This window comes from Chitinophaga varians, assembly GCF_012641275.1.
Taxonomy (GTDB): Bacteria; Bacteroidota; Bacteroidia; order Chitinophagales; family Chitinophagaceae; genus Chitinophaga; species Chitinophaga varians_A.
The window spans coordinates 1,242,652-1,266,994 of the sequence record NZ_JABAIA010000001.1; the positions used below are offsets into that span (position 1 = coordinate 1,242,652).

Consider the following 24,343-nt stretch of genomic DNA (forward strand, 5'->3'; position numbering starts at 1 on the left):
AATCAAAAAATCCCCAAATTTCAAACTCATTTATCTAACCTCTTAAATTCACAAACCCATGTTCGTAATCAAGAGAGATGGACGAAAAGAAGCAGTGAAGTTCGACAAAATCACTGCCCGTATCGAAAAACTGTGCTACGGTTTTAATACGGAATATGTAGACGCAATAGACGTGGCCAAGAAAGTGATCCAGGGTTTATATGACGGCGTAACTACTTCGGAGCTGGACAACCTGGCTGCTGAAACAGCGGCGTCCCTCACCACCAAACATCCGGACTACGCCCTGCTGGCCTCCCGCATAGCTGTAAGCAACCTGCATAAGAATACAGAAAAATCGTTCTCCAAAACGATGCGCAAACTGTATAACTACATTGATCCCAAAACCGGCAAGAACGCAGCCCTGCTGTCTGACGAAGTTTGGGATATCATCGAGAAAAATGCAGACATCCTTGACTCCAACATCATTTATGACCGCGATTTCGCCTTCGACTACTTCGGTTTCAAAACACTGGAGCGCTCTTACCTGCTGAAAACAGACGGTAGAGTGGTGGAACGCCCTCAACACATGTTCATGCGTGTGTCTGTAGGTATCCACAAAGAAGACATCGAATCCGCGATCAAAACATACAACCTGATGAGCGAGCGCTGGTTCACACACGCCACGCCTACCCTCTTCAACGCCGGCACACCGAAACCGCAGATGTCTTCCTGCTTCCTGCTCACCATGCAGGACGACAGCATCGAAGGTATCTACGACACCCTGAAACAGACCGCCAAGATCTCCCAGAGCGCCGGTGGTATCGGTCTCAGCATTCATAACATCCGGGCTACCGGTTCTTATATCAGCGGCACCAACGGTACCTCCAACGGTATCATCCCGATGCTGCGCGTATTCAACGACACTGCCCGTTATGTGGACCAGGGCGGCGGCAAACGCAAAGGCGCGTTCGCTATCTACCTGGAACCATGGCATGCCGATATCTTCGAATTCCTGGACCTGCGTAAAAACCATGGTAAAGAAGAAATGCGTGCCCGCGACCTCTTCTACGCCCTCTGGATGCCAGACCTGTTCATGAAACGCGTGGAAGCCAACGGCACCTGGTCACTCTTCTGCCCACACGAAGCACCCGGTCTGCACGAATGCTGGGGTGAAGAATTTGAAGCCCTGTACGAAAAATACGAACAGGAAAACCGCGCCCGCAAAACCGTGAAAGCACAGGACCTGTGGTTCGCTATCCTGGACGCCCAGATTGAAACCGGCACCCCTTACCTGCTGTATAAAGACTCCGCCAACCGCAAGTCCAACCAGCAGAACCTGGGCACCATCAAAAGCTCCAACCTCTGCACAGAGATCATCGAATATACTGACGCTAACGAAGTGGCCGTATGTAACCTCGCCTCTCTGGCGCTGCCACGCTTCGTGAACGAAGGCGTTTTTGACCATCAGAAACTGTTTGAAGTGACCTATCAGGCCACTTTGAACCTGAACAAAATCATCGACCACAACTACTATCCGGTAGAAGAGGCAGAACGCAGCAACCTGCGCCACCGCCCGATCGGCCTGGGCGTACAGGGCCTCGCTGATGCGTTTATCCTGATGCGTTATCCTTTCGAAAGCGATGAAGCTAAAAAACTGAACAGCGAAATATTTGAAACCATCTACTTCGCCGGTCTGACCGCTTCCAACGATCTCGCCAAAAAAGACGGTCACTACGAAACCTTCCCGGGCTCACCAGCCTCCAAAGGCGTGCTGCAGTTCGATATGTGGGGCGTAACACCATCTTCCCGCTGGAACTGGGACGCGCTGAAAAAATCCATCATTAAAGATGGTATCCGCAACTCCCTCCTGCTGGCTCCGATGCCGACCGCCTCTACTTCCCAAATCCTGGGCAACAACGAGTGCTTCGAGCCGTACACTTCCAACATCTACACCCGTCGCGTGCTGAGCGGTGAATTTGTGGTAGTGAACAAACACCTGCTGAAAGACCTCGTGGAACTGGGCCTGTGGGACAATGACATGAAAACAAAAATCATTTCCGCCAACGGTTCCATCCAGAATATCAACGAGATCCCGGCTAATATCAAAGAACTGTATAAAACAGTCTGGGAAATCAAACAACGCAGCCTGATAGACATGGCAGCCGACCGCGGCGCGTTCATCTGCCAGTCACAGTCGCTCAACCTGTTCGTAGACACTCCTACAGCCGCCAAGCTGACTTCCATGCACTTCTACGCCTGGAAAAAAGGCCTCAAAACCGGCATGTATTATCTGCGTACACAGGCAGCCACACAGGCGGTACAGTTTACCGTTGAAAAACAAGGCGGCCAGCAAATCCAACCTGTTATCGCCAAAGGCGGTGACATATCCATCGACGACATCCCCGAAGGGGCTGTATGCACCATGGAAGAAGGTTGCGTGACCTGCAGCGCCTGATAACTTGCAAAAGGGTTTATAAGTATAATTATCAACATCCCCGGTCTCAGCGGCCGGGGATTTTTCGTTTATATGTGCCAGATAATTCCTATCTTACCGCCCGATAGCACCTGACTATTTGTAACCCGTACCTATTTATGAAACTTATTCACACAGCTATATTCCTGTTCTGTTGTTTCTCCCTGCAACCAACACTGGCACAAGATATTCTGGCCAAAAAAGACAGCGTGGCCGCCAAAGTGCAACAGGTACCGGAGAAATTCATTTCCACCGCCAAAAGCAAAGCCGACAAGCTCAATAAACAGGTGACCGCACGCACCGACAAAGCACTCAAACGCTTCCTCAAAGAAGAACAGGCCATGCAGAAAAAACTGGCCAAAATAGACAGTGTGGCGGCTAAAAATATCTTCACCCGCAGCATCGACTCGCTCGGTAACCTCCAGGCACGCCTCAAAGGAAAACTGGGCAAAGTGAAAGTACCATCCATGCTCTCCCAGCCCGGCGGCCCCTACCTGGACAGCCTGCAAAACTCACTCGCCTTCCTCAAAGGCTCCAACGACCTGCTCAAACAGAGCAAAGGCATCACCGATAAACTCGGCAACGCCACCAAGTCCATGGACGCACTCAAAGACAAACTGCAACAGGCCGAAGCTATCAAGTCCTTCATCCGCGAACGGAAACAGCAACTCAAAGAACAACTCTCGCAATATACCGGCTTCACCAAAGACCTTCAGAAAATGAACAAGGAAGCCTACTATTACGCCCAGCAGTTAAAAGAGTATAAAGAAGTCTTCAAGGATAAAAGAAAAGCAGAACAGAAAGCCATGGAGATCATCAAAAAAGTACCCGCTTTTAATGATTTCATGCAGAAACACTCCCAGATCGCCGGTCTGTTCAACCTCCAGGGAGGAAGTGCCAATCCACAGGACCTCGCCGGCCTGCAAACCCGCTCACAGGTGGAGCAGCTTATCCAGCAACGGCTGGGTGGCGGCCCCAATGCCGGCGCCGCTGTCGGTCAACAGATGGCCGAAGCCCGCAGTCGCATCAACGAGCTGAAAAGCAAATTCCCTGACCTTGACAACGCCGCCGATATGCCCAATTTCAAACCCAAAGAGCTGAAGACCAAAAGTTTTCTGCAACGACTGGAATTCGGCAGCAATATCCAGTTTCAGCGTAGCACCAAATTTTTCCCCACCACCAGCGACCTCGCCGGCCAGGTAGCCTATAAGTTCCATAAAAACGGTAGCGCAGGCATCGGCGCTTCGTACAAGCTCGGTCTGGGTACCGGTTTCAATGATATCCACTTCAGCGGTCAGGGCGCCAGTATCCGTTCTTTCATCGACTGGAAACTGAAAGGCACTTTCTATCTCAACGGCGGCTATGAACAGAACTATCAGCCTGATATTGCCAGTCTCCCTGACGGCATAGGCCAGTCATGGACGCCCAGCGGACTTATCGGCATCAGCAAAAAGTATAAAATCAACAGTAAACTGAAAGGTAATATGATGGTGCTGTTTGACTTTTTGTATAATCAGCATGTGCCGAGGACGGATCCGATTAAGGTGAGGATGGGGTATAATTTTTAGGCGTTGACAATGAACAAAAAACTTATCATGTAAACTGTTTTTCTCTCACACATTGCGCCATCTATACCATTTAAAAATAGTATCTTACAAGAAGATAACTGTTTAGTAACCCTTCATCAGGCGATCTATGGCGCAATTAACCGACGCCGTGTTTAGTATCAACGGCACCCCGATATCAACATATTCCAGTTTTACGCTGACCCAAAGCATCTTCGAGCATCATCGTTTTACGCTGACCTGCACATCACAGACCATTGACGGCCTTTCCGGGATATTCAGTTCATCACAGGATATGATCGGTAACACCTTCGAAGCGCATATTTCAGGTATTGGGCTCAGTGGTAAACTACAATTCAATGGTATCATCACCAATGTAGAAACTTCGCGAGTGAACGGAGAGTATGGGAATGTCATTATTTCCGGTTATAGCCCTACTATCATTCTGGACAATGGCCCTCATTGCAAAAGCTGGGAAAACCAAACCGTCAAAGGCATTGCAGAAGATGTATTAAAACACTTTCCTCACCAGCTACTGGCACCGAAGTTCATGCCGGTGTCGAAACAGGTATTCGAGTATGCCGTGCAGTATAAAGAAACCGCTTGGGCATTTCTGCACCGGCTTTGCGCCCAGCAGGGAGAATGGCTATACTGGAATGGCAGTGGGCTGGTGATGGCTCCTCCATCAGGAGATACCAAAACCCAACTTGTATATGGTAGTACGCTCAGTCATTTTAACATCCATCTGAATGCCCGGCCCACGGACAGACAGTACATTGGGTGGGACTATCAGAACAGTCTTATATATACCAGCACCGGGAAAGAAGTCGGACAAAAAGCCGGTTTAAACGCTTTAGGCACTAAAGTGCTGGAAAACGCGCAAACCATATTCGGAACGCAACCCAAACAATGGAACTTCAGGTATGCCGACAGCAAAAAACAACAGGATGATATGGCCACCTTACATGGCGCCATAGAAAGCACTAAAATGATAATGCTTACCGGACAAAGTGGTCACCCTGGTGTAGCCATTGGCAGCAGAACTGAAATCACGGGAAATAATGTTTTTAATGGCGGCAGCACTGAAGACTATGGAGAATATCTCGTTATAGCCGTTGAACACTTTGTCGATACCAAGGGCGATTACAGTAACCATTTTACGGCTGTTCCAGGCTCGTTGCGTGTACCACCGGTAGTCATTCCCGAAGATCCACTCTGCGAAGTGCAAAGTGCTTTTGTGACCGACAATGCAGACCCAAGAGGCATGGGCAGAGTAAGGGTGAAATTCCACTGGATGAATGGCCCAGAAAAAACGCCATGGATCAGAATAGCCGCTCCGCATGGAGGACACAATAAAGGACATTTCTTTATTCCTGAAAACGGGGAGGAAGTGATGATAGGATTCGAAGGCAAAAATGCTCATCGGCCTTATGTTATTGGCACTGTTTATCACGCTGACGCCAACACGGAATTTGGCAACGCCGATAATGATATCAAAACCATCCAGACGCGCAGCGGCAATAAAATAGTGTATGATGACGGAGGTAAAAGCATCACACTGCAGGATGCCAGTGGCAATACAGTATTGATGGACGGCAACGGCAGTATTGTTGTGAATGCCGCCAGCAGTAATGTGAATATCCGCGCACCGCAAACGACGAACCTGAACGCCAGTGACCTGAACCTGGTGGCCAATAATACACTTAGCATCCTTGTCGGCAACACTTTCAATATGAGCGCCGGCAATCAGATCATGATGAACGTAATGGCTAAGATGCTGGTCACCACGCCGGAGTTGCGGCAACTGGTGACTAAATACATGCATTTACAGGCCGGCAAAGCGTTGATTAACACACCTGAAGGGGAAATGAAAATAGAGGCAGAGGACTTTTATCTTGCTGGGCAGAAAAAAATATTTCTCCATTCCAATGAGAGCGCTACCATTAACTCAAAAGGGATAGCAGAGATCAAAGTACAGGAGGCTAATAAACATAGCAATACTGCTGTAACATACGAGGTCGCACCTAATCTTCTTACTGCTACAGCCATTGTGCATTTCCGTCCTCAGCGACGATGGAAGGGGCAGTTCGGTTTTGACTGGTTCAGGATCGGTGACACCCGCCTGGATGGCGACGTGTCGTATGACTCGCTCATTGGTCAATACTATACGCTGCCAGTCACCGATGCCAATACGAAACGCAATGCGGATGTCAATTCCTGGACTGCGAACTTTCATGCAGACCCACAGCCCGCGGCATTTACAGCGTACGACCGGTTAACAAGGCTAAAAGGTCTGTACGGTAACTACACCTATTCATTTGATAAAGATGCTCAAGGTAAGCCGATCAATATTCCTTACTACATTCCCTTTTTAGCGCTGTTGCCCAGAAAAACCGACCCTGCCAATCCGAAGACTGTCCTCGAGTCCGGCGAAGCCGATCTGGAACTGCATTTGACAATCAAAAAGGTAGACAAAACAGAACAAAAGCCAGACAAGCTGATATTCGAAATGGACAATACGCTTATGGATGAAAAACATCCACTGGTAAGCATCGATAAGCATACCATTCTCAAAGAGAAGATCAGCAGTAAGATTGACGTGACGATCACCTGTAAAGCGGATTTTAATGACGATAAAGAAATCAAAGTGTGGGCAATAAGCCTTGATCCACAAAGCAAACAGGAGATCGCCCGCTTTCCCGCAGGGATCTTAAAAATAGTTGCACCTCTAAAGAAGATGGTCAAAGACATCGTAATTGTGAAGGTCCGGACCAATGCTGGCACCGGCAGCCCTTCTTCTCTCAATGAGATCAAACGAAACCTTAAACAAGCGCTGATTGGCATCAATCTCGTTGAAAAAACAATGAATCCTGATAGTAAACGCAACGATTTTGTATCTTTAGATGTAAGGGACCATACGAAAAACCATCAGACCATCGATTTTAATGCAGAGTACAATGTAGAAGGAACAAATATCAAATCCAGTTCCGGCAGCAAAAACGTGTCACTGGACAGTTTCCTGAAGACGGAGCTGGAGAAGCGTTATCCAGGTACTTTCACGAATCACTTCAAGCTCTTCTTTCTGGCAAATACCTATCAGCAAGTGCTTGCGGATGATGGAACAGGAACGGGCGTAGGCGGGTATTCCAACCTTGGTACAGATTACGGCCTGATGTTCAAGACGCACAGCGCCACCACCATTGGGCATGAATGCCTTCATGGACTGGGGTTGCCACATACCTTCTACGGAGAGGAGTATATATACAAGGCCATGTCAACGGATAATGTGATGGACTATTCCCATCTGACGAAAGATAAAGTGACCGGCGCTGCTCACACTGCTATTGACAGAGTTAGTACCTGGTACTGGCAATGGAAAATAATAAATTCTAAGATCTGACAAACATGAAGCAATTATTTATAGGACTGATCATTACCATATCTATTACTGGTTGTAAAACAGCTGTAGTCGCTCAAAAAAAAGACAAAATGGACGCCACATTTGAAAAATTCGATTTTGAAAGCTGGGATAACAATTATGCGAACTATAAAAAAGGCACCACCGAGTATTCTTATTTTATGAAGGATGGGGCAGAAATATACCCTGATATAACAGGAACGATCATTATTCCACCTAAACCGGATTTTTACTCCATCTATAAATCATATTATAAAAACAACGGTCATATCAAAGAAAAAGGAAAATTGCTGGGCATAAAAAATAGTCTCATTAAAATCGGCACCTGGTACTACTTTGACAGCACCAGCACCAAACCCAGAGAAGTCAATGAAGACAAGAAATTTGGAAAATTCGACTACAACAAACTACTGACTTTTCTAACCAACAAAGGAGATATTAACATACATACCGGTATGAACCGCGATAAGCTGGAGATTGAGTTTTACTCCACGGATTCCTCCCTGCAAAAACTGTGGAAGGTATACCTCCTGCAGGAAGTACATGACCTGGGTGACAAGATAGGAATGAAAGGCAGGCTGTATTTCATCGATGGGAATACCGGTGAAATGATCAAATCAGAGCAACTGAGTGCGTATAAAGGAGTCTACCCACAGGCGCTTTATATGCGGTAGTTAATTGTATATATTATCCTGGCAAGCGATTTCTGGCTTCTCATAACATTTACCGATCATTGTTATTTAAAATCCGGTTCTCTGCAGTTCAAAATAATTATCCTTTACCACATTTCCGGCAGCATCCACCTGTAACAGGATATGTCCCAACTACTGCCGGACGTAAATGAAATCAAGGTGTATGTTCATTCGAAGCATGTATACTTTTCAGAAATAAAATAAATGCTCATGCCCGAGCTTATTTCTCCACGCAATCTAAAATCCAAAACAAGCTATCAGGTAGTTCCCGTCCATGGGATGAAAAATCACCTGGACGCAACGACATGTCATTCTCTGAAGGATCTTTTGAGTTATATATCACGGGCAACGACTTCCCGATGAACTCCTGGTAAGCCCCGGGACGTATCCCTATACCAGAAGCCTGATTAAAGTATCTTTTCCCATCAACATAAAACTCATAGTTAAAAGCCAATCTACCTTTATAATCTGTGCCGCGTTCAACAACAATGCCAGTTGTCCAGTAGCCATTTTCATAGAGCCTGTTAGCTCGCTGCTTCCCATTCCAGAAGCCAAAGGCAAGAAAAATCAGTACAAAAGCCATCATTACGGCTTTCTCATAACTCTGCAACGATTCGATTTTCTTTAGTAGAATATCCAGTTTTTTTTCATTGCGAACTTATCTTTTACTTTGTTATTTCACCAGCCGCTCACCCGTGTTACTTACACTTCAGTTCATCAAACAACATGGCCAACTGTCAACCCACTCGCTGTATTTAAATTGAATTATCCAGTCATAATCCCGTAACTTTCAAATCCCATCAGGGAACCTGAACCGCCGTCTTCCAGCTGGATACTTCGCAGGCCGGACACACCACTATTCCAATGATAAAGACTATGGAAAGAGCGATGCCTCGGAGAAACCGTCAATAACAATGATATAATGAGAACGATAATTACAAGTACGGGAAATACTTTTTCATGAAGCTACGTTTTCTCACTGGTTTCAGCTCAATCAAGGATATATACTCAGGAGATAATTCAATAGTTAACAACACACCCATTCACTACAAGTATCTACAAAATACCTCAATTCCCCCAACAAAAAAGGAGGAGTTTATTCCCCCTCCTCTTTATACCCCCACTGTTCCGCAAGAGCGTTATATTGTTCAGGGGGCAACCCCGGCTTATCATAATGACCGGCCAGCGTTTTCTGGCGCATGGCTTCATAGATACTGACAGCACAGGCCACGGATATGTTCAGCGATTTGATAATGCCCATTTGCGGGATGATGAAATTTCCATCCGACAGGGACCTGATCTTTTCACTGACACCCATTTGTTCATTGCCGAATACCAGTGCAACAGAGCCGGTGAAGTCGATATCATACAGACTGATCGCATCTGTTGCCAGGTGCGTGGTATATATCCTGTCATATTTGGCGCGCAGCGCGGCCATACATTCCTCTACATTATCAAACTGATGGATGGTCAGCCACATAGCAGCACTACTGCTGCTTCTGTGCCCCCATTTCTTCTGGCGCGGGGCCATGGTACTGATAACATATACATCCTGTATGCCTACGGCATCGCAGGTACGTAATACGGCAGAAACGTTATGCGGGTCCTGCACATCTTCCAATACAACCGTTAAATTGGCCTGCCGCCTGTTCAGGGTGGTCAATAACCGCTCCTTCCTTTCTGGTGTCATACGTCTGATATTTTCGCGAATACCGCAAAAATAGTAAAAATGACAGGAAGCTGCCAGGTTACCTCTCGGCAGACTTTGATCCTTTCCCGGAAAAAACTACCTTCACATTCATAAAAATCAAAAGATAACCTATGCTCAAAAAAATCCTGAAGATTGTAGCGGTTACACTGGTAGTACTCATTTTGGCAGCCATCGCCATTCCTTATTTCTTTAAGGACAAGATCATGGCCAAAGTGAAAACAGAACTCAATAAACACCTGACAGCTAAAGTAGACTTTAAAGACGTGGATATCAGCCTTTTCCGGCATTTTCCACGGCTGGCGGTAGGACTGGACGAGCTCCAGGTGACCGGTACCGGCGAGTTTGACGGAGACACCCTGCTGGCTGTAAAACAAATAGATGTAGCCCTCGATCTGATGAGTGTCATCAAAGGCGGCAAAATGGATATCTATAACGTGGCGCTGATCAACCCACGCATATACGCTGTGGTACATAAAAACGGCGCGGCCAACTGGAACATCACCAAACCGGATACTGCCCAGGCCAAGCCGGCAGATACCAGCAAAACCACTTTCGCCCTGAGCCTCCAGCAATATAAAATTGAAGATGCGCTGATCAACTATGACGACCAGCAAGGCAATATGCAACTGATCATCGATGGACTTACCCATCAGGGTAAAGGAGACTTCACCCAGGATAAGTTCACCCTCTCTACCAGCACCAAAGCAGACGGCATCACTTTCCGCTATGGCCCTATCCCTTACCTCTCCAGTGTAAAAACCAAACTGGACGCTGATATTCAGATAGATAATACTACGAGCACGTATACACTAAAAGAAGGCAAAGCAGCGCTCAACAACCTGGAAGTGGCCCTGCAGGGTTTCTTTAAACTGGTCAACGATTCCACCTACGGCATGGACCTGAGCTTTAAAGCTCCTTCCACCGACTTCAAAGACCTGCTCTCCCTCGTCCCGGCCATCTACAAAGCTGATTTCGATAAGATCAAAACCAGTGGCAACGCTGCCTTCGGCGGTTATGTAAAAGGTAACTACTCCTCCACACAGATGCCGGCCTTCGGACTGGACCTCAACGTAAAAAATGGTTTCTTCCAATATCCTGATCTGCCCAAACCGGTGAAAAATATCCAGATCGCGATGAAAGTCAGCAATCCCGATGGTGTGCCTGATCATACTATAGTAGACATGCCGACTGCCCATCTCGAAATGGACAATACACCACTGGACCTGCGCCTGCTGGTGAAAACACCGGTATCCGATATGTACCTGGACGGCGCCGCCAAAGGCAAAATAGACCTGTCCAAAATCACCCAGTTCGTGAAACTGGGCGCCGGCACCAGCCTGAACGGCCTCCTCGATGCCGACATCTCCGCCAAAGGCAATATGAGCGCCATCGAAAAACAACAGTACGACCGCTTCTATGCCGCCGGCACACTGCAACTCAGCAATATGTTGTATAAAAGCCCGGATTACCCCGATGGCGTCAACGTAAAAAATCTCTTTCTCCAGTTCAATCCCAAAAACGTGACCGTGAAAGAACTGAGCGGTCAATACCTGGGCACCAACTTCGATGCCAACGGTGAAGTAAATAACCTGCTCGCCTATACGTTTAAAAACGCTCCCCTCGACGGTAAACTTAACTTCAAAGCCGATCAGGTGAATGTGAATAAATTCATGGGCACCACGGCCACTACTACAGCCGGCACCGACAAAGCCCCTGCTAAAGTGGATTCCGCTGCCATGATGCCGTTCGCTGTGCCTGCCAATCTGAACATCAGCCTGCAAACCGCTGTGGGCAAAGTGCTGTATGATAAAGCAGAACTGAACAACGTGACAGGCACCCTGCTGCTGAAAGATGAAACCCTCACCATGCAACAGCTGAAAGCCAACGCGCTGCAAGGCACCATGGAAATCAACGGCAGCTACAGCACCAAAAACAGCAAGACCAACCCCGACGTTAACGTCGCCTACGATGTGCAGAACCTCGACGTGCAACAGACTTTCAACACTTTCAATACAGTACAGAAACTGATGCCCATCGGCAAATTCCTCTCCGGCAAAATCACGTCACAGCTGAAAATGCACGGCAAACTCGGCAAAGACATGAGCCCTGTGCTCAATACCCTCACCGGCGATGGTAACCTGCTGCTGATACAAGGTTTCCTGAAACAATTTGCACCGGTGGACCAACTGGCCAGCACACTCAATATCTCCCAGCTGAAAGACATCTCCCTGAGAGATATCAAAAACTATTTTGCCTTTGAAAACGGTCGCGTAAAAGTGAATCCGTTCAAAGTAGCGGTCAACGGCATTACCATGAACATCGCCGGTTCACACGGCTTCGACCAGTCGCTCGACTACACCCTGCAACTGGCGCTGCCCCGCAGCCTCATGGGCGCTGCCGGCAACAGCCTGGTGAACAACCTCGTGTCACAGGCACAGAACAAAGGCATCCCCGTTAACCTGGGCGACAGCGTTCACCTGCAGGTGCTTATGGCTGGCAACATCATGAAACCATCCCTGAAAACAGACCTGAAAGAAAGCGCCAACAACCTGAAAAACCAGGCCGCTGAACTGGTGAAAAATAAAATAGATACTGTGAAAAACGTGGTGCGTGATTCTGTGAACCAGATTAAAAACAATGCGGTCAATGCATTAAAAGATGAACTTAAAAACCAGTTAAGCGGTAAAAAAGACTCTGCGCACACAGGTGGCAAACCCCTGGAAAACGTAGGCAAACAAGCCGGAGAGTCCGTAAAAAACACGCTCAACGGCCTGTTCGGCAAGAAAAAACCGGCAGCTGATTCTACCAAACAATAATATACCATGAAAAAACTCATCCTGTTTTATCCCGTCCTGTTATTGGCCATGGAAAGCAAAGCCCAGATAGCTTCCAGTGTGTCCGTTCAGGATACCCGCAATGTCAATGAAGTGCCTATCCAGTTCGACAAGACTGTACGCTTTGATTTTAAAGCCAGAGAAACAGTGAGCGTACCCGGTTCCGGTACGTTCTCCGGTATGATGACCTTTGGATGCCTCCGGCGATAAGTCGCATCAGCTGAACTTCAACAACGGCGGTCTTTACTACCGACAGGGCGCAATAGGCGCCAACTGGGAAACCTGGCGCAAAATAATCATGGAGGATGTGGACGGCCGCGTACGTACAGACAGAGAAGTCTCTATTACCAAAGGCGGCGGATCTCTTTTCCTGAATGCCGGCTCACTGGACCATGCCTATATGGCCTTTTATGCCAGCAGCCAAAATCCGGGCCTGCGTAGCGGCTGGTTTGGCTATGGCGCCGCAGGCAATCCTCATATCACACTCGCCAATGAAAGAGCGGGCGGAGCTATTCTGCTGGCTACAAACGGCGGTAATGTCGGCATCGATGCAACTGCCACCGAAAAGCTGACTGTAGGCGGCGGTATCAAAGCCAAAAGGGTGAAGGTAACCATCAGTGACTGGCCCGATTACGTATTCAGTCCTGCTTATACACTACCTTCCTTGCAGACAATAGAACAATACATCGCCCGGCACCAGCACCTGCCGGACATTCCATCCGCCAAAGAAGTGGAAGCTGACGGGCTGGACGTAGGAGAGATGAACAAAAAGCTGTTACAGAAAGTAGAAGAGCTAACCCTGCACCTGATTGAACAGCAAAAAACGATTCAATCCCAACAGGCTGCCATAGGGCAATTGAGCACAGAACTACAATCAATCAAACAACAACTGAAACATTAATTAACCGAAAAAAAGCTTCTGACACGCGCAGGAGCTTTTTTCTTTTTACCCCAACTGTATTTTTTCGTAACTTATAGTAACCAAACCCCTCTCCCATGTTCATGAAATTCGTGCATTCTACCTACTGTAATGCAGCTATTTTCGCTGGGATAATCTTCGTCTTTATGGGGTATTTTATCCGGCGTTACCCACCTAAAAGCAGTAGATCGTGGTACGGCTACCGTAGTGCCCTTGCCACCCGCAGCCCTGAAATGTGGCAGGCTGCTAATCAGCATGCCGCCTATATTTCCAGGCGTATCGGTATCATACTGATCCCCACCGGCATCGCCTGCGCCCTCTTCTTCGACAGCCAGACAGACTGGTTCTGGTACATCACCGTAGGGGCGGTAGTAACAGGCGCTATGTACATGGTAGGTTATACAGAATGGCGGCTCCAGCAAATAGAACCCGAATCCCCGGGAGAAATCAATGACAATTTATAGCGGTCACCAATAAAAAAAGCCCCCATTGACTTTATGTCAATGGGGGCTGCTAATATGTACTGTTTTACTTGTTATCGTTACAGTTTACCCTGTATGTCATGTTCAGGCACTGCCTGATAGTTCTCTTTCATTTTCTGTAGTTTCTCTTTACCATATGCCAGTCGGGTGATGACTACATACAGCACCGGTACAATGAAAATGGCCAGGAAGGTAGCGGTAAACATACCCCCCAGTACCGTCCAGCCCATGGTTTTACGGGCTTCGGCGCCGGCGCCGGAAGATAATACCAGCGGCATGATACCCAGCAGGAACGCCAGCGATGTCATGATGATCGGACGCAGACGCAGCTTGGCGGCTTCCACGGCGGCAGTCACCAGGTCCATGCCTCTGTCCACACGCTCCTTGGCAAACTCTACGATCAGGATGGCGTTTTTGGCCGACAGACCGATGAGCGTGATCAAACCAATCTGTGCATATACGTTGTTGCTCAGTTTAGGCAGGAACGTGAGTACCGTGATCGCGCCAAAGGCGCCGATAGGCACTGCCAGCAGTACAGAGAACGGTACTGACCAGCTTTCATACAGCGCTGCCAGGAACAGGAACACGAAGATGATGGATAACGCGAAGATATATACGGTTTTGGAGCCGGATAATATCTCCTCACGGCTCAGACCGGAGAACTCATACCCATATCCTTCCGGCAATACCTGCGCAGCCACTTCTTTCAGGGCATTGATAGCGTCGCCGCTACTGTAGCCGGGAGCAGGGTTACCGTTGATTTCCGCGGAGCGGAACAAGTTATAGTGGGAGATCACCGGCGCATTCTCAATCACTTTGTAAGATGTGAGCGCGCTCAACGGCACCATGGTACCGGAACTGTTACGCACATAAAACTGGCCCAGGTTCTTAATATCTCCACGGTAAGAAGAGTCCGCCTGTGTTACCACGCGGAAGTTACGGCCATATACGGTGAAGTCGTTGATATAGGCACTACCCATATACGTCTGTAAAGCGGTGGCAATGTCAGAGATCTTCACACCCATTTTCTTCGCTTTTTCACGATCGATGTCCAGCTGGTAACCAGGGGTACGTGCGGTGAAGAAAGAGAACGCACGTGCTATTTCCGGCCGTTTGTTGACAGCGGCAATGAACTGCTGCAACACACCTTCAAAAGCCTTGATATCACCGCTTCCACGTTGTTGCAATACAAAGGAGAAACCGGCAGTCTGCCCCAGACCGGGGATGGCCGGCGGCGGGATCACCACCACATTGGCTTCTTTGTATTTGCTGAGTTTTTTCTGCACGGCAGCCACCATTCCGAAGATCTGGAGGGAGTCCGGTTTACGTTCGCTCCAGGGTTTCAGGGAACAGAAGATAGTGGCACTGTTGGACTTCGTGGAGAAGTTCACCGCATTCAGACCTCCGAGTGCCGCATAGTGATTGATGCCCGGCGTTTCGTCGAGGTCTTTCATCATCTGGCTCATCACCGCCACGGTACGTTCTGTGGAAGATGATTCCGGCAGGTCGAAGGTGATGATCAGACGGCCTTCATCTTCTGTGGGGATAAAGCCGGACGGTTTGGCTTTGAACAACATCACCGTACCTACGAAGATGCAAAGCAGCAGGATAATGCCGAAACGGGCATAACGGATGCTCTTTTTCACACCTATGGAGTAACGGGAAGTAGTATGACCAAACCAGCGGTTGAATTTATAGAAGAACTTGTTAAGGCCTTTGGAATCTTTATCGAGATGCATAGGCTTCAGCAGCAGCATACACAACGCCGGCGTGAGTGACAACGCCACGAAAGCGGAGATCAGTACGGAGATGGCGATGGTGATAGCAAACTGCTGGTACAGGCGTCCTACGATGCCCGGGATAAATCCTACTGGCACAAATACTGCCGCCAGGATCAGCGCAATGGCAATCACCGGACCGGATATCTCTTTCATAGCCTGTATGGTGGCGTCTTTCGGCGACATCTTCTCGTGGTCTATGTTATGCTGCACCGCTTCCACCACCACGATGGCGTCATCCACCACAATACCGATGGCCAGTACGAAACCGAATAACGTCAGGGTATTGATGGTAAAGCCCAGCGGGATGAAGAAGATAAATGTGGCGATGATAGACACCGGGATGGCCAGGATCGGGATGATGGTGGCCCTCCAGCTCTGCAGGAACAGGAATACCACGATCACCACCAGTATCAGCGCTTCTACCAGTGTATGCAACACTTCTTCGATGGACACTTTCACCACAGACACTGACTCGAACGGCACTACGTAATCCACATCATTAGGGAACTGTTTCTTCAGTTGCTCCATTGCTTCGGTCACGTTAGCGGCCGTTTCCAGCGCATTGCTGCCCGGGGCCTGGTATACCAGGAGGTAGGCGGCACGTTTGCCATCCACGAAGTTGTTACCGGAGTAATTGAACTTGCCCAGCTGAATGCGGGCCACATCTTTCAGATATACCAGGGAACCATCGTTCGGGCGGGTTTTGACAATGATATTGCCAAATTCCTCCGGCGTAGTCAGACGCCCTTTGGTGAAGATATTGTATTCAAAAGTCTGACCTGTCTGTTGCGGTGGCGCACCTACGGAGCCGGCAGTGATCTGCGCGTTCTGTTCCGCCAGCGCCGCGCGGATGTCTTCGGCGGTAACGCCCATCTGTGCCAGCTTGTCGGGCTTCAGCCAGATACGCATACTGAAGTCGTCGGCACGGGTGAAGATATCGCCCACCCCTTTCGCACGCAGCAACGCATCTTTTACGTACACGTTGGTGTAGTTGTCGAGGAAGGTGATATCGTGTGTGCCTTTGGGTGAGTACAAGGCCACCAGCATCAGGATGCTGGGATTACGCTTTCTAACGGTGAGGCCTAAACGCTGTACTTCCTGTGGCAGGGTGGGCTGTGCAATGCCTACACGGTTTTGCACGTCCAGTGCGGCAATATTGATATCGGTACCTACTTCAAAGTTGACCGTCATGCTCATCTGACCGCTACTGGTATTGTTGGTGGAGATGTAGGTCATACCGGGCGTACCGTTTACCTGCACTTCCACGGGCGTGGCCACGGTTTGTTCCACCGTTTGCGCGTCCGCGCCGGTATAGTTACCGGTCACCTGCACGGTAGGGGGCGAGATCTCAGGATACTGCCCTATGGGCAGGTTCATCATCGCCAGTATCCCTACCAGCACCAGTACAATAGAGATCACTATTGCGGTCACCGGCCTTTTTATAAAAGTATCTGCAATCATGAGTTTCTGCTGTTGATTCTACTAATAAACTATTTCTTCTGCGGTGCGCCCTGTGCGGGTGGCATTCCTATCATTATGCGGCCGCTGTCGCGCAGACGCTGGAAGCCTTCTGTGATCACTTTGTCGCCGGCCTGGATACCGTCCATGATCACGATCTTGTCGGCGATCTTAGGTCCGAGGTGTACTTTTTTCTGTACGGCGATGGTATCTTTTGCCACGAACACAAAGTATTCACCCATTTGTTCGGTAACAGCTTTGTAAGGCAGCAGCAGGCGATGACCGGATTGTTCGTTGAGCACCTGCAATACGCAGCTCATCCCGTCTTTCAGCTGGTTCTCCGGGTTGGTGAATTCAATCCTTACTTTCACGGTTGCGGTCTGGTTGTCCACCCCACGGTCGATAGCCAGTATACGGCCGCCATGCTGGTACATGGTACCGTCAGGCAGTTGCAGGCGGAAAGTGGAATCCCCGGCGCCGATGCTTTTGCCCTGCATGGCAGCGAAGCGGGGAAGGTCTGTTTCGTTGATCACGAAATCCACCGCGATAGGATTCTCGCTGGAGATGGTATTCAGCAGCGTGGTGCCAGGACTAATCTGTGCGCCCAGCCTCACCTGAGAAATACCGATACGGCCGGTGAACGGCGCTTTCACGAGGGAATAGTCCAGGTCCGTGCGTACTGCCGCCAGGTTGGCTTCTGCGGCCGCAAGCGCGCTGCGCGTGGTTTCCAGCGTAGCTTCTGCATTATCCAGTATCTGACGGGCTACCGCATCCTGCTCAGCGAGGCGTTTGTAGCGTTCGTCATCTTTTTTGGCCCTGTTATAGTTGGCCTTCGCGCTGGCGATATTGGCTTCTGCCTGAAGATAGGCAGCCTGGTATTTGCGGCGGTCTATTTCGTATAAAGGTTTTCCCTGCTGCACAACTTCTCCGTCCTTAAAGAAAATACCGGTGATAAAACCGGCTACCTGGGAACGCAGTTCTACATTGTTGAGTGCGGTGACGGTAGCGGGGAATTTATCATAATAAACGGCCGGCGCTTCGGATGCCTCCGTAATATTAACCGATGTAGGGGGCATGGCTGGCGCTCCTTTCTGGGCTGGCCCTTTACAGGCGGCGAAGCCCAACAGGCCGGTAGCGCTGATTAAGACAAAGTGGTTCATTTTTTTCATATCCGATCCGGTTACCATTTAATAATTAGCAGTTAAGGTTCCTAATGCTTTTTGCAGGTCTATCTTGCTGGACAGCACCTGGTACATAGCGTTGTAATAACTCAGCTGCGCGGTGCGCAGGTCTGTTTCTGAAATCAGCACGTCCAGGTATGTCTTGATGCCTTCCTTGTATTGCAGTTGCAGCATGTTATAGACATCCTGTGCCATCGCCACGTTATCTTTCAGCGTGTTGAAGTCGTTCAGGTTACTTTTATATGCGGCCATCGCCTGTGCATACTGTGTGCTGATCTGGTTCTTCAGGGTCGCGAAATCCCAGTCAACGCGCTGCAGCTGCAGCTCGGCCATTTTGATATTATGTATCCGCTTGCCGCCCTGGAAAATAGGAAGCGACAGTTTCAGTCCCAGCAGAGAGTTGGGATAATCGGTGTTATACAATTTGCTGAAGGTCTGGTTCTGCCAGACAAAATTATAATTCACAAAGGCAGACACAGAAGGCAGGAAGCTCCACTTATTGTATTGCAGGTTGGCTTTCTGCAGGCTCTGTTGTGTTTGCAGCTGTTGATATTCTATCCTGTTCTCATAGTTGGCGGTAAGCGCGGTATCGGCGCCTGTCACCAGCTGCACCATCTGAGCGGTATCATATACCAATGGCACGTTACCGGCGCTTTCCGGATAGCCCATCAGTTGTTTCAGGTAGACTTGTTTGGCCGTGAGCAGTTCGCGGGCGGACTTCTGTTGGGCACGCGCATTGTTCAGCGAGATGGTAGCGCGTTTAAAGTCGATCTTATCCACTGTGCCGCTCTCGTACTGGTTACGGGCGTCTTTCAGGCTGCGTTCCAGCCGGATGATATCTTCATCCAGTACCTGTATCTGCTGGCTGGTCAGCAGGATATCATAATACGCTTTGCTCACATCAGCCACCACGTCAATCTGAGTACGGACGGTATTCTGTTTGCTTTGTTTTCGTACATCCCTGGCCGTATTGGAGGCCAGCAACAGGTCGCGGGTAAAAATGTTCTGGTTAAGCCCAAATCCGGCGGTGGACGTATTGGCTACGCCCACTTTAGTGGCATTACCACCAAAGATAGAGGTGGGCAATTCCATGTAATGCTGGAGGTTATAGTCCAGGTTGATCTGAGGGTACCAGTCGGCCAGCTTGCTTTTGACGGTCCGGTCGGTGATGGCTTCATCGATCTGTGATTGTTTCAGCACAGGCTGATGGCCCAGTGCATACCGGATACAATCCTGCAGCGTAGCGCTGGTTAAAAGGGAGTCAGCAGGTTGCTGCGCATACAGCGGTGGCGATAACATTATCCCACAGGCAGCTGCCAAAAAGTAAAATGCTCTTTTCATAAAAGGCTTTTGACATTCAGTTCTTCATTGTACCAATCGTGAGCATGAGGCGTCAGCAGGCAGACCTGCACGGGCTGTTCATGCTCCATTAATGCTAAAGATTTCCACTGCACATAGTCAAACATAACAGTAATGACCACGACATGCTGCAATCGCAGGAAAACAGGTAGGCTCGATAAAATTGCTGGTTATTCTGGTTATACCGTGGTATTGTCCACCGGCAGGTTTGACCTTTTGAACAACATCCAATAACAGCGAAGTAGGTTGGGTAACAGACCGTCTGTTACTTAGGTAAAATTAAAATTGAGGCGCTAAGATAACCTTCTCCAAACAAAAATCCACCCATTGGGTGGATTTTAACAATTACTTGAAATTCTTTCCCGGTCATCCTTTATTACGACCGCTGAAAATATGTTTCTCCGCATGATAGGAAGATCTTACTAACGGGCCGGCCTCTACGTAGTCGAGTCCCATGTTGTAACCTATCTCACGTAACTCGGCAAATTCATCGGGATGAACGAAGCGGACTACCGGCAGATGTTTGGGGGTAGGCTGCAGGTACTGGCCCAGTGTTACTACGTCACAACCGTTATCGTAGAGGTCCTGCATGGCCTGTACCACTTCTTCCTTGGTTTCGCCCAGTCCGAGCATGATACCGCTCTTGGTGCGCATACCACCTTCTTTCAGGCGGCGGATCACTTCGAGGCTGCGGTGGTATTTGGCTTGTATTCTTACCTGTTTGGTGAGGCGTTCCACTGTTTCCAGGTTATGGGAAACGATTTCAGGCGCCACGTCGATGATACGCTGCAGGTTTTCCCACTGGCCACGGAAGTCCGGGATGAGGGTTTCCATGGTGGTTTCCGGGTTCAGCGCCCTTACTGCGTTGATGGTATTGGCCCAGATGATGGAACCGCCATCTTTCAGCTCGTCCCTGTCTACGGAGGTGATCACCGCATGTTTTACTTTCATGAGATAGATGGCCTCGGCTACACGCTGCGGCTCATCGAAGTCCACGGCTTCCGGACGGCCGGTGGCCACAGCACAGAAGCCGCAGCTACGGGTACAGATATTGCCCAGGATCATGAAAGTGGCTGTGCCGGCTCCCCAGCATTCGCCCATATTGGGACAGTTGCCGCTTTCGCAGATAGTATGTAATTTATGGGTATCTACCAGGTTTCTTACCTGCTTGTAGTTCTCGCCTATCGGTAACTTAACGCGCAGCCAGTCTGGCTTCTTCACTCTGGTGGTGGCTGGTTCTGCTGCTATAACGGGTAGTTCTTGCATCGTTAACTCCTTTCTTTAAAAAAACAAAGTTAACACTTATCTCCTATTCCAGCGCTTACCAAATTGCAAGCTGACATATGCATTAAAAAACAACTGTTTATCTTTCTGTTCTGCCATAATCTGTATCTTTTTTGAATACATTTCGGCATTTACTCCTACCTCCAGGGCGCTCACGATCTCATTAAAATGGGCCCAGTCGAAACGGAGGCCGGCCCGGGCATGCAGGCCAGGCACAAAGTCCAGGTCGCCCCATCCCTTGCCGAATCCGGCAGCACCAATGATCTTATCTTCTTTCAGGAAGTTGTTATTAGGATCGTTGACGTCATATTTGACTTCCTTTTCAGGCCCTTCCTGGCTTTTCACCCGCAGATAGTACGGTTTGAGCAGCCCGAAGGTGATACCGCCATAGTAGATAGCATCTACCTCTACCCCGTTTTTATTGGCTTTGCCCCCGATCAGGTAACGCTGACCGATACCCAGCTTGGCCTGGTAGAAGTTATTCACTTTACCATATATGAAAGGCCGCTCTGTAAAGGAGAAGCCGCTGCCGCCATTGCCCTGGCGCTTGGTTTCCTTGGGGTCTTTTTTCTCGGCGAACTCAAACTGGAAATAATTCACCACCTTCCTGCTTTTGCGGTAGCCCATTTCCACAAAGCCGGACCAGCCATCGGTGTTCAGACGGGCGCCCGCGGAAAAGTCACGCTGGAACACGTTCTCCCCCTCTTCCTGTTCCCGGAAGATCGAAATCCGTTTCAATTTACGCTGTTCTTTTTCGCTTTTCTTCTGGGAGGACGCAGATTCCCGGCCTGTTGTCTGTGCGTACAACCCGCCGCTGATGGTTGCTAAAAATAGGATGATGTATAATTTCTTCACAGTGAATGGGCTATTATTGTAATAAATAAACGCTTGAACAAAGGTATTGTTATATTAATATTACAAACGTACCTAATTTTTTTTGAGTTTGCCAGGCCATCTTCTCCGGTCTTCCTGATCTACTAAAAATACATTTATTTTACGGGCGATATCCAACAGCAATAACATCTTCTAAAAATAAAAAATTATGGCAACAGCTGAAATTATCTATAACGGCGATCTGAGGACCAGCGCTACGCACCTGAAGTCCGGCACTGTGATTGAAACCGACGCCCCGGTTGACAACCAGGGTAAAGGCGAGCGCTTCTCTCCTACCGACCTGGTAGCCACCGCACTGGGCAACTGCATGCTCACCATCATGGGCATCAAAGCAAGAGACAACAACTGGAATATTGAAGGCACCAAAGTTGCCATCACCAAGATCATGGGCACAGAACCACGCCGTATTACCGGTATCACTGTGGTTTTCGACATGCCGGCCGGCCATAACCTGGGCGAAAAAGAAAGGACCATCCTGGAAAGGGCCGCCCACACCTGCCCGGTAGCCTACAGCCTTCATCCGGACATTAAACAGGACGTTACGTTTAACTGGTAGTAAATAAAACCGGCCTCGCCTTAACCGGCGGCCCACTCTAAGAAACAGCCTGAATCAGAACGTAGCCCAGGGTCACGTTCTGATTCAGGTTTTTTATTCCGCGGGTTTCTTTCTTTTATTCCTTCGTCCTTTCAGCTTTTCGGCGTTTTCCTTTGGTCTTTGCTGTCAGCGTCTTTGCGGAAATTCCTTTTGTGATATGATCCGCGTTCCCACCGCACATTCCAGGCATCTCTTCTGTTCACAATAGTACTGCTTCAGTTCCAGCATGGCCTGGGAGCCTGATGCCTGTCCGGGTGCCACGCCCAGCTGCCCCCATTCGCGGATGATATGATTGTCTTCCGGCGGCAGTTCCTGCAACAAGGTGAGTGCCAGCTCCTGGTAGTCGGGCTGTTGCCCGTACCTGCCGTACAGGTGCATCAATGGCAGCACGCTGTTGATCAGCACGGCGTGCAGTGCCTGCCGCCCCGGCTGACGGGCACGTTTTACAGGGTGCTCAAAGCGGTAATGGGTAAGCCAGTACGGTGACGGGGGTACGAAAAACAGCTGCTCCAGCTGCCGCCGGGCGGCCACTTCCAGCATGGCGGTAAACAGGCGCCGGCTGCCCTGCAGCAACGCCGCCAATGCAGCGATGCGCATAGACGGAAACGATGAGGGCCGCATCCGCAGCCACCGCCAGCCATGGGCCGGCAACGGCTCCAGCCGGTGCTGCTGTCGCAGCTGCCGGTATTCCTGCTGTAACTGTAAAGGATATACGTCAGTAAAAGTATCTTCCAGCATACCGGCCTGCCCGAACAACAGCGCTTCGATGGCCGGCGGACGGTCGTGGTACTGCTGTAGTAACCGGTAGGGCAGCGACTGTGCCAGCGCCAGGAAAGCCGGAGCGTTGACCGGTGCGCCGTAGCTGCGGGCCACCGCCCAGTAGCAGGTCTCTTCCCAGTTGTGGCGGTTGACCGACAGCCAGTGCAGCAGCTCCCGCTGCCGCCTTTCCCAGCGTTCGGCCAGCAGCCGGTCCTGCCATGATGTCCACACCAGTGGCGGCACCCGGCCTGCATGGGCGCTGCAGGGCACAAAAGCGGCCGACTGCCGCAGCTCCTCGTAACGCTGCAACAACAGGTTGGAAATATAAGGCTGCAGCTCCAGGCACCGTATATGCCCACCGATGCCCGCCGGCAGGTCATGCCTGTACACCACATGCAGGATGATATGACCGTATTGCGCATCGCCGGCATGGCCATGACGGTACCAGTCAGACGAGCGCAGATGCAGCTCCACAGGCCCTGCCCACAAAACAGGGCCGATTTTTATCCGGGCGCCTGTGAAATCAGGGCCGCTATGATGATTATGCGTGCCGGGATGAATGACCTGTACAGCCTCGCCGGTGGTGGTCACCAGGCCTTCATGCCGGTACAGGCGGCACTTCCAGATATGCTGGAACAGCGCTTCCGTGAGCGGGGGGTTAACGTGCATAAGATATGGTTGGTCAGTAAAACAATGTCTTTAAAGATAATAAAACACCGGCGCCCGGAAAATATTTTTGTGCGTCAAATTTGGAAAATTGATAAAACTGCTGTTACCTTTGCACCCAGTTCTTAACATCACTTATCCAGAAAGGCGGAGGGACTTGGCCCTGCGATGCCTTAGCAACCATTCCAGACCAGCATTGGTCGGGAAAAAGGTGCTAATTCCTGCCCCGGTGTACCGGGGAAAGATAAGTTGGCAGAGATAAATCTTCACCAGATATATAATTGATTCATAGC

Annotated in this window: 17 protein-coding genes and 1 riboswitch; of the genes, 9 read left to right on the top strand and 8 right to left on the bottom strand. The window is 49.5% G+C overall.

Features of this window, described 5'->3' with window-relative positions; genetic code table 11:
• Positions 1-58: 58 nt before the first annotated feature.
• From HGH92_RS05020 to HGH92_RS05035, 4 genes are all read left to right on the top strand, one after another.
• On the top strand, positions 59-2,434 hold the full coding sequence (locus HGH92_RS05020; RefSeq protein ID WP_168869654.1) for a ribonucleoside-diphosphate reductase subunit alpha: 2,376 nt from the start codon (positions 59-61) through the stop codon (positions 2,432-2,434).
• Positions 2,435-2,571: 137 nt separating this feature from the next.
• The gene (locus tag HGH92_RS05025) at positions 2,572-4,020 is read left to right on the top strand and encodes a hypothetical protein (protein ID WP_168869655.1); all 1,449 of its coding nucleotides are present in this window, start codon (positions 2,572-2,574) and stop codon (positions 4,018-4,020) included.
• A gap of 127 nt (positions 4,021-4,147) precedes the next feature.
• Positions 4,148-7,417, top strand: coding sequence for a type VI secretion system Vgr family protein (locus tag HGH92_RS05030; protein WP_168869656.1), 3,270 nt, complete (start codon positions 4,148-4,150; stop codon positions 7,415-7,417).
• A gap of 5 nt (positions 7,418-7,422) precedes the next feature.
• A complete protein-coding gene (locus tag HGH92_RS05035) occupies positions 7,423-8,109 on the top strand; it encodes a hypothetical protein (RefSeq protein ID WP_168869657.1) in 687 nt (228 codons plus the stop codon).
• A gap of 238 nt (positions 8,110-8,347) precedes the next feature.
• On the opposite strand, the gene HGH92_RS05040 is transcribed toward HGH92_RS05035, so the two are convergent.
• Both HGH92_RS05040 and HGH92_RS05045 read right to left on the bottom strand, forming a co-directional pair.
• A complete protein-coding gene (locus tag HGH92_RS05040; protein ID WP_168869658.1) occupies positions 8,348-8,737 on the bottom strand; it encodes a hypothetical protein in 390 nt (129 codons plus the stop codon).
• Positions 8,738-9,223: 486 nt separating this feature from the next.
• Positions 9,224-9,817, bottom strand: coding sequence for a TrmH family RNA methyltransferase (locus tag HGH92_RS05045; protein ID WP_168869659.1), 594 nt, complete (start codon positions 9,815-9,817; stop codon positions 9,224-9,226).
• Positions 9,818-9,948: 131 nt separating this feature from the next.
• Between HGH92_RS05045 and HGH92_RS05050 the strand changes: the two genes are divergently transcribed.
• The 4 genes from HGH92_RS05050 to HGH92_RS05065 all read left to right on the top strand — a co-directional run bounded on the left by HGH92_RS05050 (position 9,949) and on the right by HGH92_RS05065 (position 14,055).
• Positions 9,949-12,654 carry an AsmA family protein gene (locus HGH92_RS05050; protein ID WP_168869660.1) on the top strand — a complete coding sequence of 902 codons (2,706 nt, stop codon included), beginning with the start codon at positions 9,949-9,951 and terminating at the stop codon, positions 12,652-12,654.
• A gap of 6 nt (positions 12,655-12,660) precedes the next feature.
• The gene (locus HGH92_RS05055; protein ID WP_168869661.1) at positions 12,661-12,882 is read left to right on the top strand and encodes a hypothetical protein; all 222 of its coding nucleotides are present in this window, start codon (positions 12,661-12,663) and stop codon (positions 12,880-12,882) included.
• Positions 12,863-13,573 carry a hypothetical protein gene (locus tag HGH92_RS05060; RefSeq protein ID WP_168869662.1) on the top strand — a complete coding sequence of 237 codons (711 nt, stop codon included), beginning with the start codon at positions 12,863-12,865 and terminating at the stop codon, positions 13,571-13,573. Before HGH92_RS05055 ends, HGH92_RS05060 begins: the two co-directional genes overlap by 20 nt.
• A gap of 164 nt (positions 13,574-13,737) precedes the next feature.
• Positions 13,738-14,055 carry an SdpI family protein gene (locus HGH92_RS05065; RefSeq protein ID WP_168869663.1) on the top strand — a complete coding sequence of 106 codons (318 nt, stop codon included), beginning with the start codon at positions 13,738-13,740 and terminating at the stop codon, positions 14,053-14,055.
• 77 nt (positions 14,056-14,132) lie between these two features.
• Here the strand turns inward: HGH92_RS05065 and HGH92_RS05070 are convergent, their stop codons facing one another.
• The 5 genes from HGH92_RS05070 to HGH92_RS05090 all read right to left on the bottom strand — a co-directional run bounded on the left by HGH92_RS05070 (position 14,133) and on the right by HGH92_RS05090 (position 21,991).
• On the bottom strand, positions 14,133-17,315 hold the full coding sequence (locus HGH92_RS05070; RefSeq protein WP_168869664.1) for an efflux RND transporter permease subunit: 3,183 nt from the start codon (positions 17,313-17,315) through the stop codon (positions 14,133-14,135).
• A gap of 29 nt (positions 17,316-17,344) precedes the next feature.
• Positions 17,345-18,481, bottom strand: a complete 1,137-nt coding sequence (locus HGH92_RS05075) for an efflux RND transporter periplasmic adaptor subunit (protein ID WP_168869665.1) — start codon at positions 18,479-18,481, stop codon at positions 17,345-17,347.
• Between the two features lie 18 nt (positions 18,482-18,499).
• Positions 18,500-19,834, bottom strand: a complete 1,335-nt coding sequence (locus HGH92_RS05080) for a TolC family protein (protein ID WP_168869666.1) — start codon at positions 19,832-19,834, stop codon at positions 18,500-18,502.
• Between the two features lie 384 nt (positions 19,835-20,218).
• Entirely contained in the window at positions 20,219-21,118 is a 900-nt protein-coding gene (gene lipA / locus HGH92_RS05085) for a lipoyl synthase (protein ID WP_168869667.1), read from the bottom strand.
• A gap of 36 nt (positions 21,119-21,154) precedes the next feature.
• Complete coding sequence (locus HGH92_RS05090; RefSeq protein WP_168869668.1) at positions 21,155-21,991, bottom strand: hypothetical protein; 837 nt, start codon at positions 21,989-21,991, stop codon at positions 21,155-21,157.
• A 187-nt stretch (positions 21,992-22,178) separates the two neighbouring features.
• Between HGH92_RS05090 and HGH92_RS05095 the strand changes: the two genes are divergently transcribed.
• Complete coding sequence (locus HGH92_RS05095) at positions 22,179-22,586, top strand: OsmC family protein (RefSeq protein ID WP_168869669.1); 408 nt, start codon at positions 22,179-22,181, stop codon at positions 22,584-22,586.
• Between the two features lie 165 nt (positions 22,587-22,751).
• On the opposite strand, the gene HGH92_RS05100 is transcribed toward HGH92_RS05095, so the two are convergent.
• Positions 22,752-24,053, bottom strand: a complete 1,302-nt coding sequence (locus HGH92_RS05100) for a DUF2851 family protein (protein ID WP_168869670.1) — start codon at positions 24,051-24,053, stop codon at positions 22,752-22,754.
• 129 nt (positions 24,054-24,182) lie between these two features.
• A riboswitch (SAM riboswitch) is annotated at positions 24,183-24,301 on the top strand.
• Positions 24,302-24,343: the final 42 nt, after the last annotated feature.

Excerpts from the sequence above, each read along its gene's own strand:
- HGH92_RS05100 (WP_168869670.1), bottom strand. The coding sequence starts at position 24,053 with ATGCACGTTAACCCCCCGCTCACGGAAGCGCTGTTCCAGCATATCTGG.
- HGH92_RS05045 (WP_168869659.1), bottom strand. The coding sequence starts at position 9,817 with ATGACACCAGAAAGGAAGGAGCGGTTATTGACCACCCTGAACAGGCGG.
- HGH92_RS05035 (WP_168869657.1), top strand. The coding sequence starts at position 7,423 with ATGAAGCAATTATTTATAGGACTGATCATTACCATATCTATTACTGGT.
- HGH92_RS05080 (WP_168869666.1), bottom strand. The coding sequence starts at position 19,834 with ATGAAAAGAGCATTTTACTTTTTGGCAGCTGCCTGTGGGATAATGTTA.
- HGH92_RS05095 (WP_168869669.1), top strand. The coding sequence starts at position 22,179 with ATGGCAACAGCTGAAATTATCTATAACGGCGATCTGAGGACCAGCGCT.
- HGH92_RS05030 (WP_168869656.1), top strand. The coding sequence starts at position 4,148 with ATGGCGCAATTAACCGACGCCGTGTTTAGTATCAACGGCACCCCGATA.
- HGH92_RS05050 (WP_168869660.1), top strand. The coding sequence starts at position 9,949 with ATGCTCAAAAAAATCCTGAAGATTGTAGCGGTTACACTGGTAGTACTC.
- HGH92_RS05065 (WP_168869663.1), top strand. The coding sequence starts at position 13,738 with ATGGGGTATTTTATCCGGCGTTACCCACCTAAAAGCAGTAGATCGTGG.
- HGH92_RS05020 (WP_168869654.1), top strand. The coding sequence starts at position 59 with ATGTTCGTAATCAAGAGAGATGGACGAAAAGAAGCAGTGAAGTTCGAC.
- HGH92_RS05025 (WP_168869655.1), top strand. The coding sequence starts at position 2,572 with ATGAAACTTATTCACACAGCTATATTCCTGTTCTGTTGTTTCTCCCTG.
- HGH92_RS05075 (WP_168869665.1), bottom strand. The coding sequence starts at position 18,481 with ATGAAAAAAATGAACCACTTTGTCTTAATCAGCGCTACCGGCCTGTTG.
- HGH92_RS05055 (WP_168869661.1), top strand. The coding sequence starts at position 12,661 with ATGAAAAAACTCATCCTGTTTTATCCCGTCCTGTTATTGGCCATGGAA.
- HGH92_RS05070 (WP_168869664.1), bottom strand. The coding sequence starts at position 17,315 with ATGATTGCAGATACTTTTATAAAAAGGCCGGTGACCGCAATAGTGATC.
- lipA (WP_168869667.1), bottom strand. The coding sequence starts at position 21,118 with ATGCAAGAACTACCCGTTATAGCAGCAGAACCAGCCACCACCAGAGTG.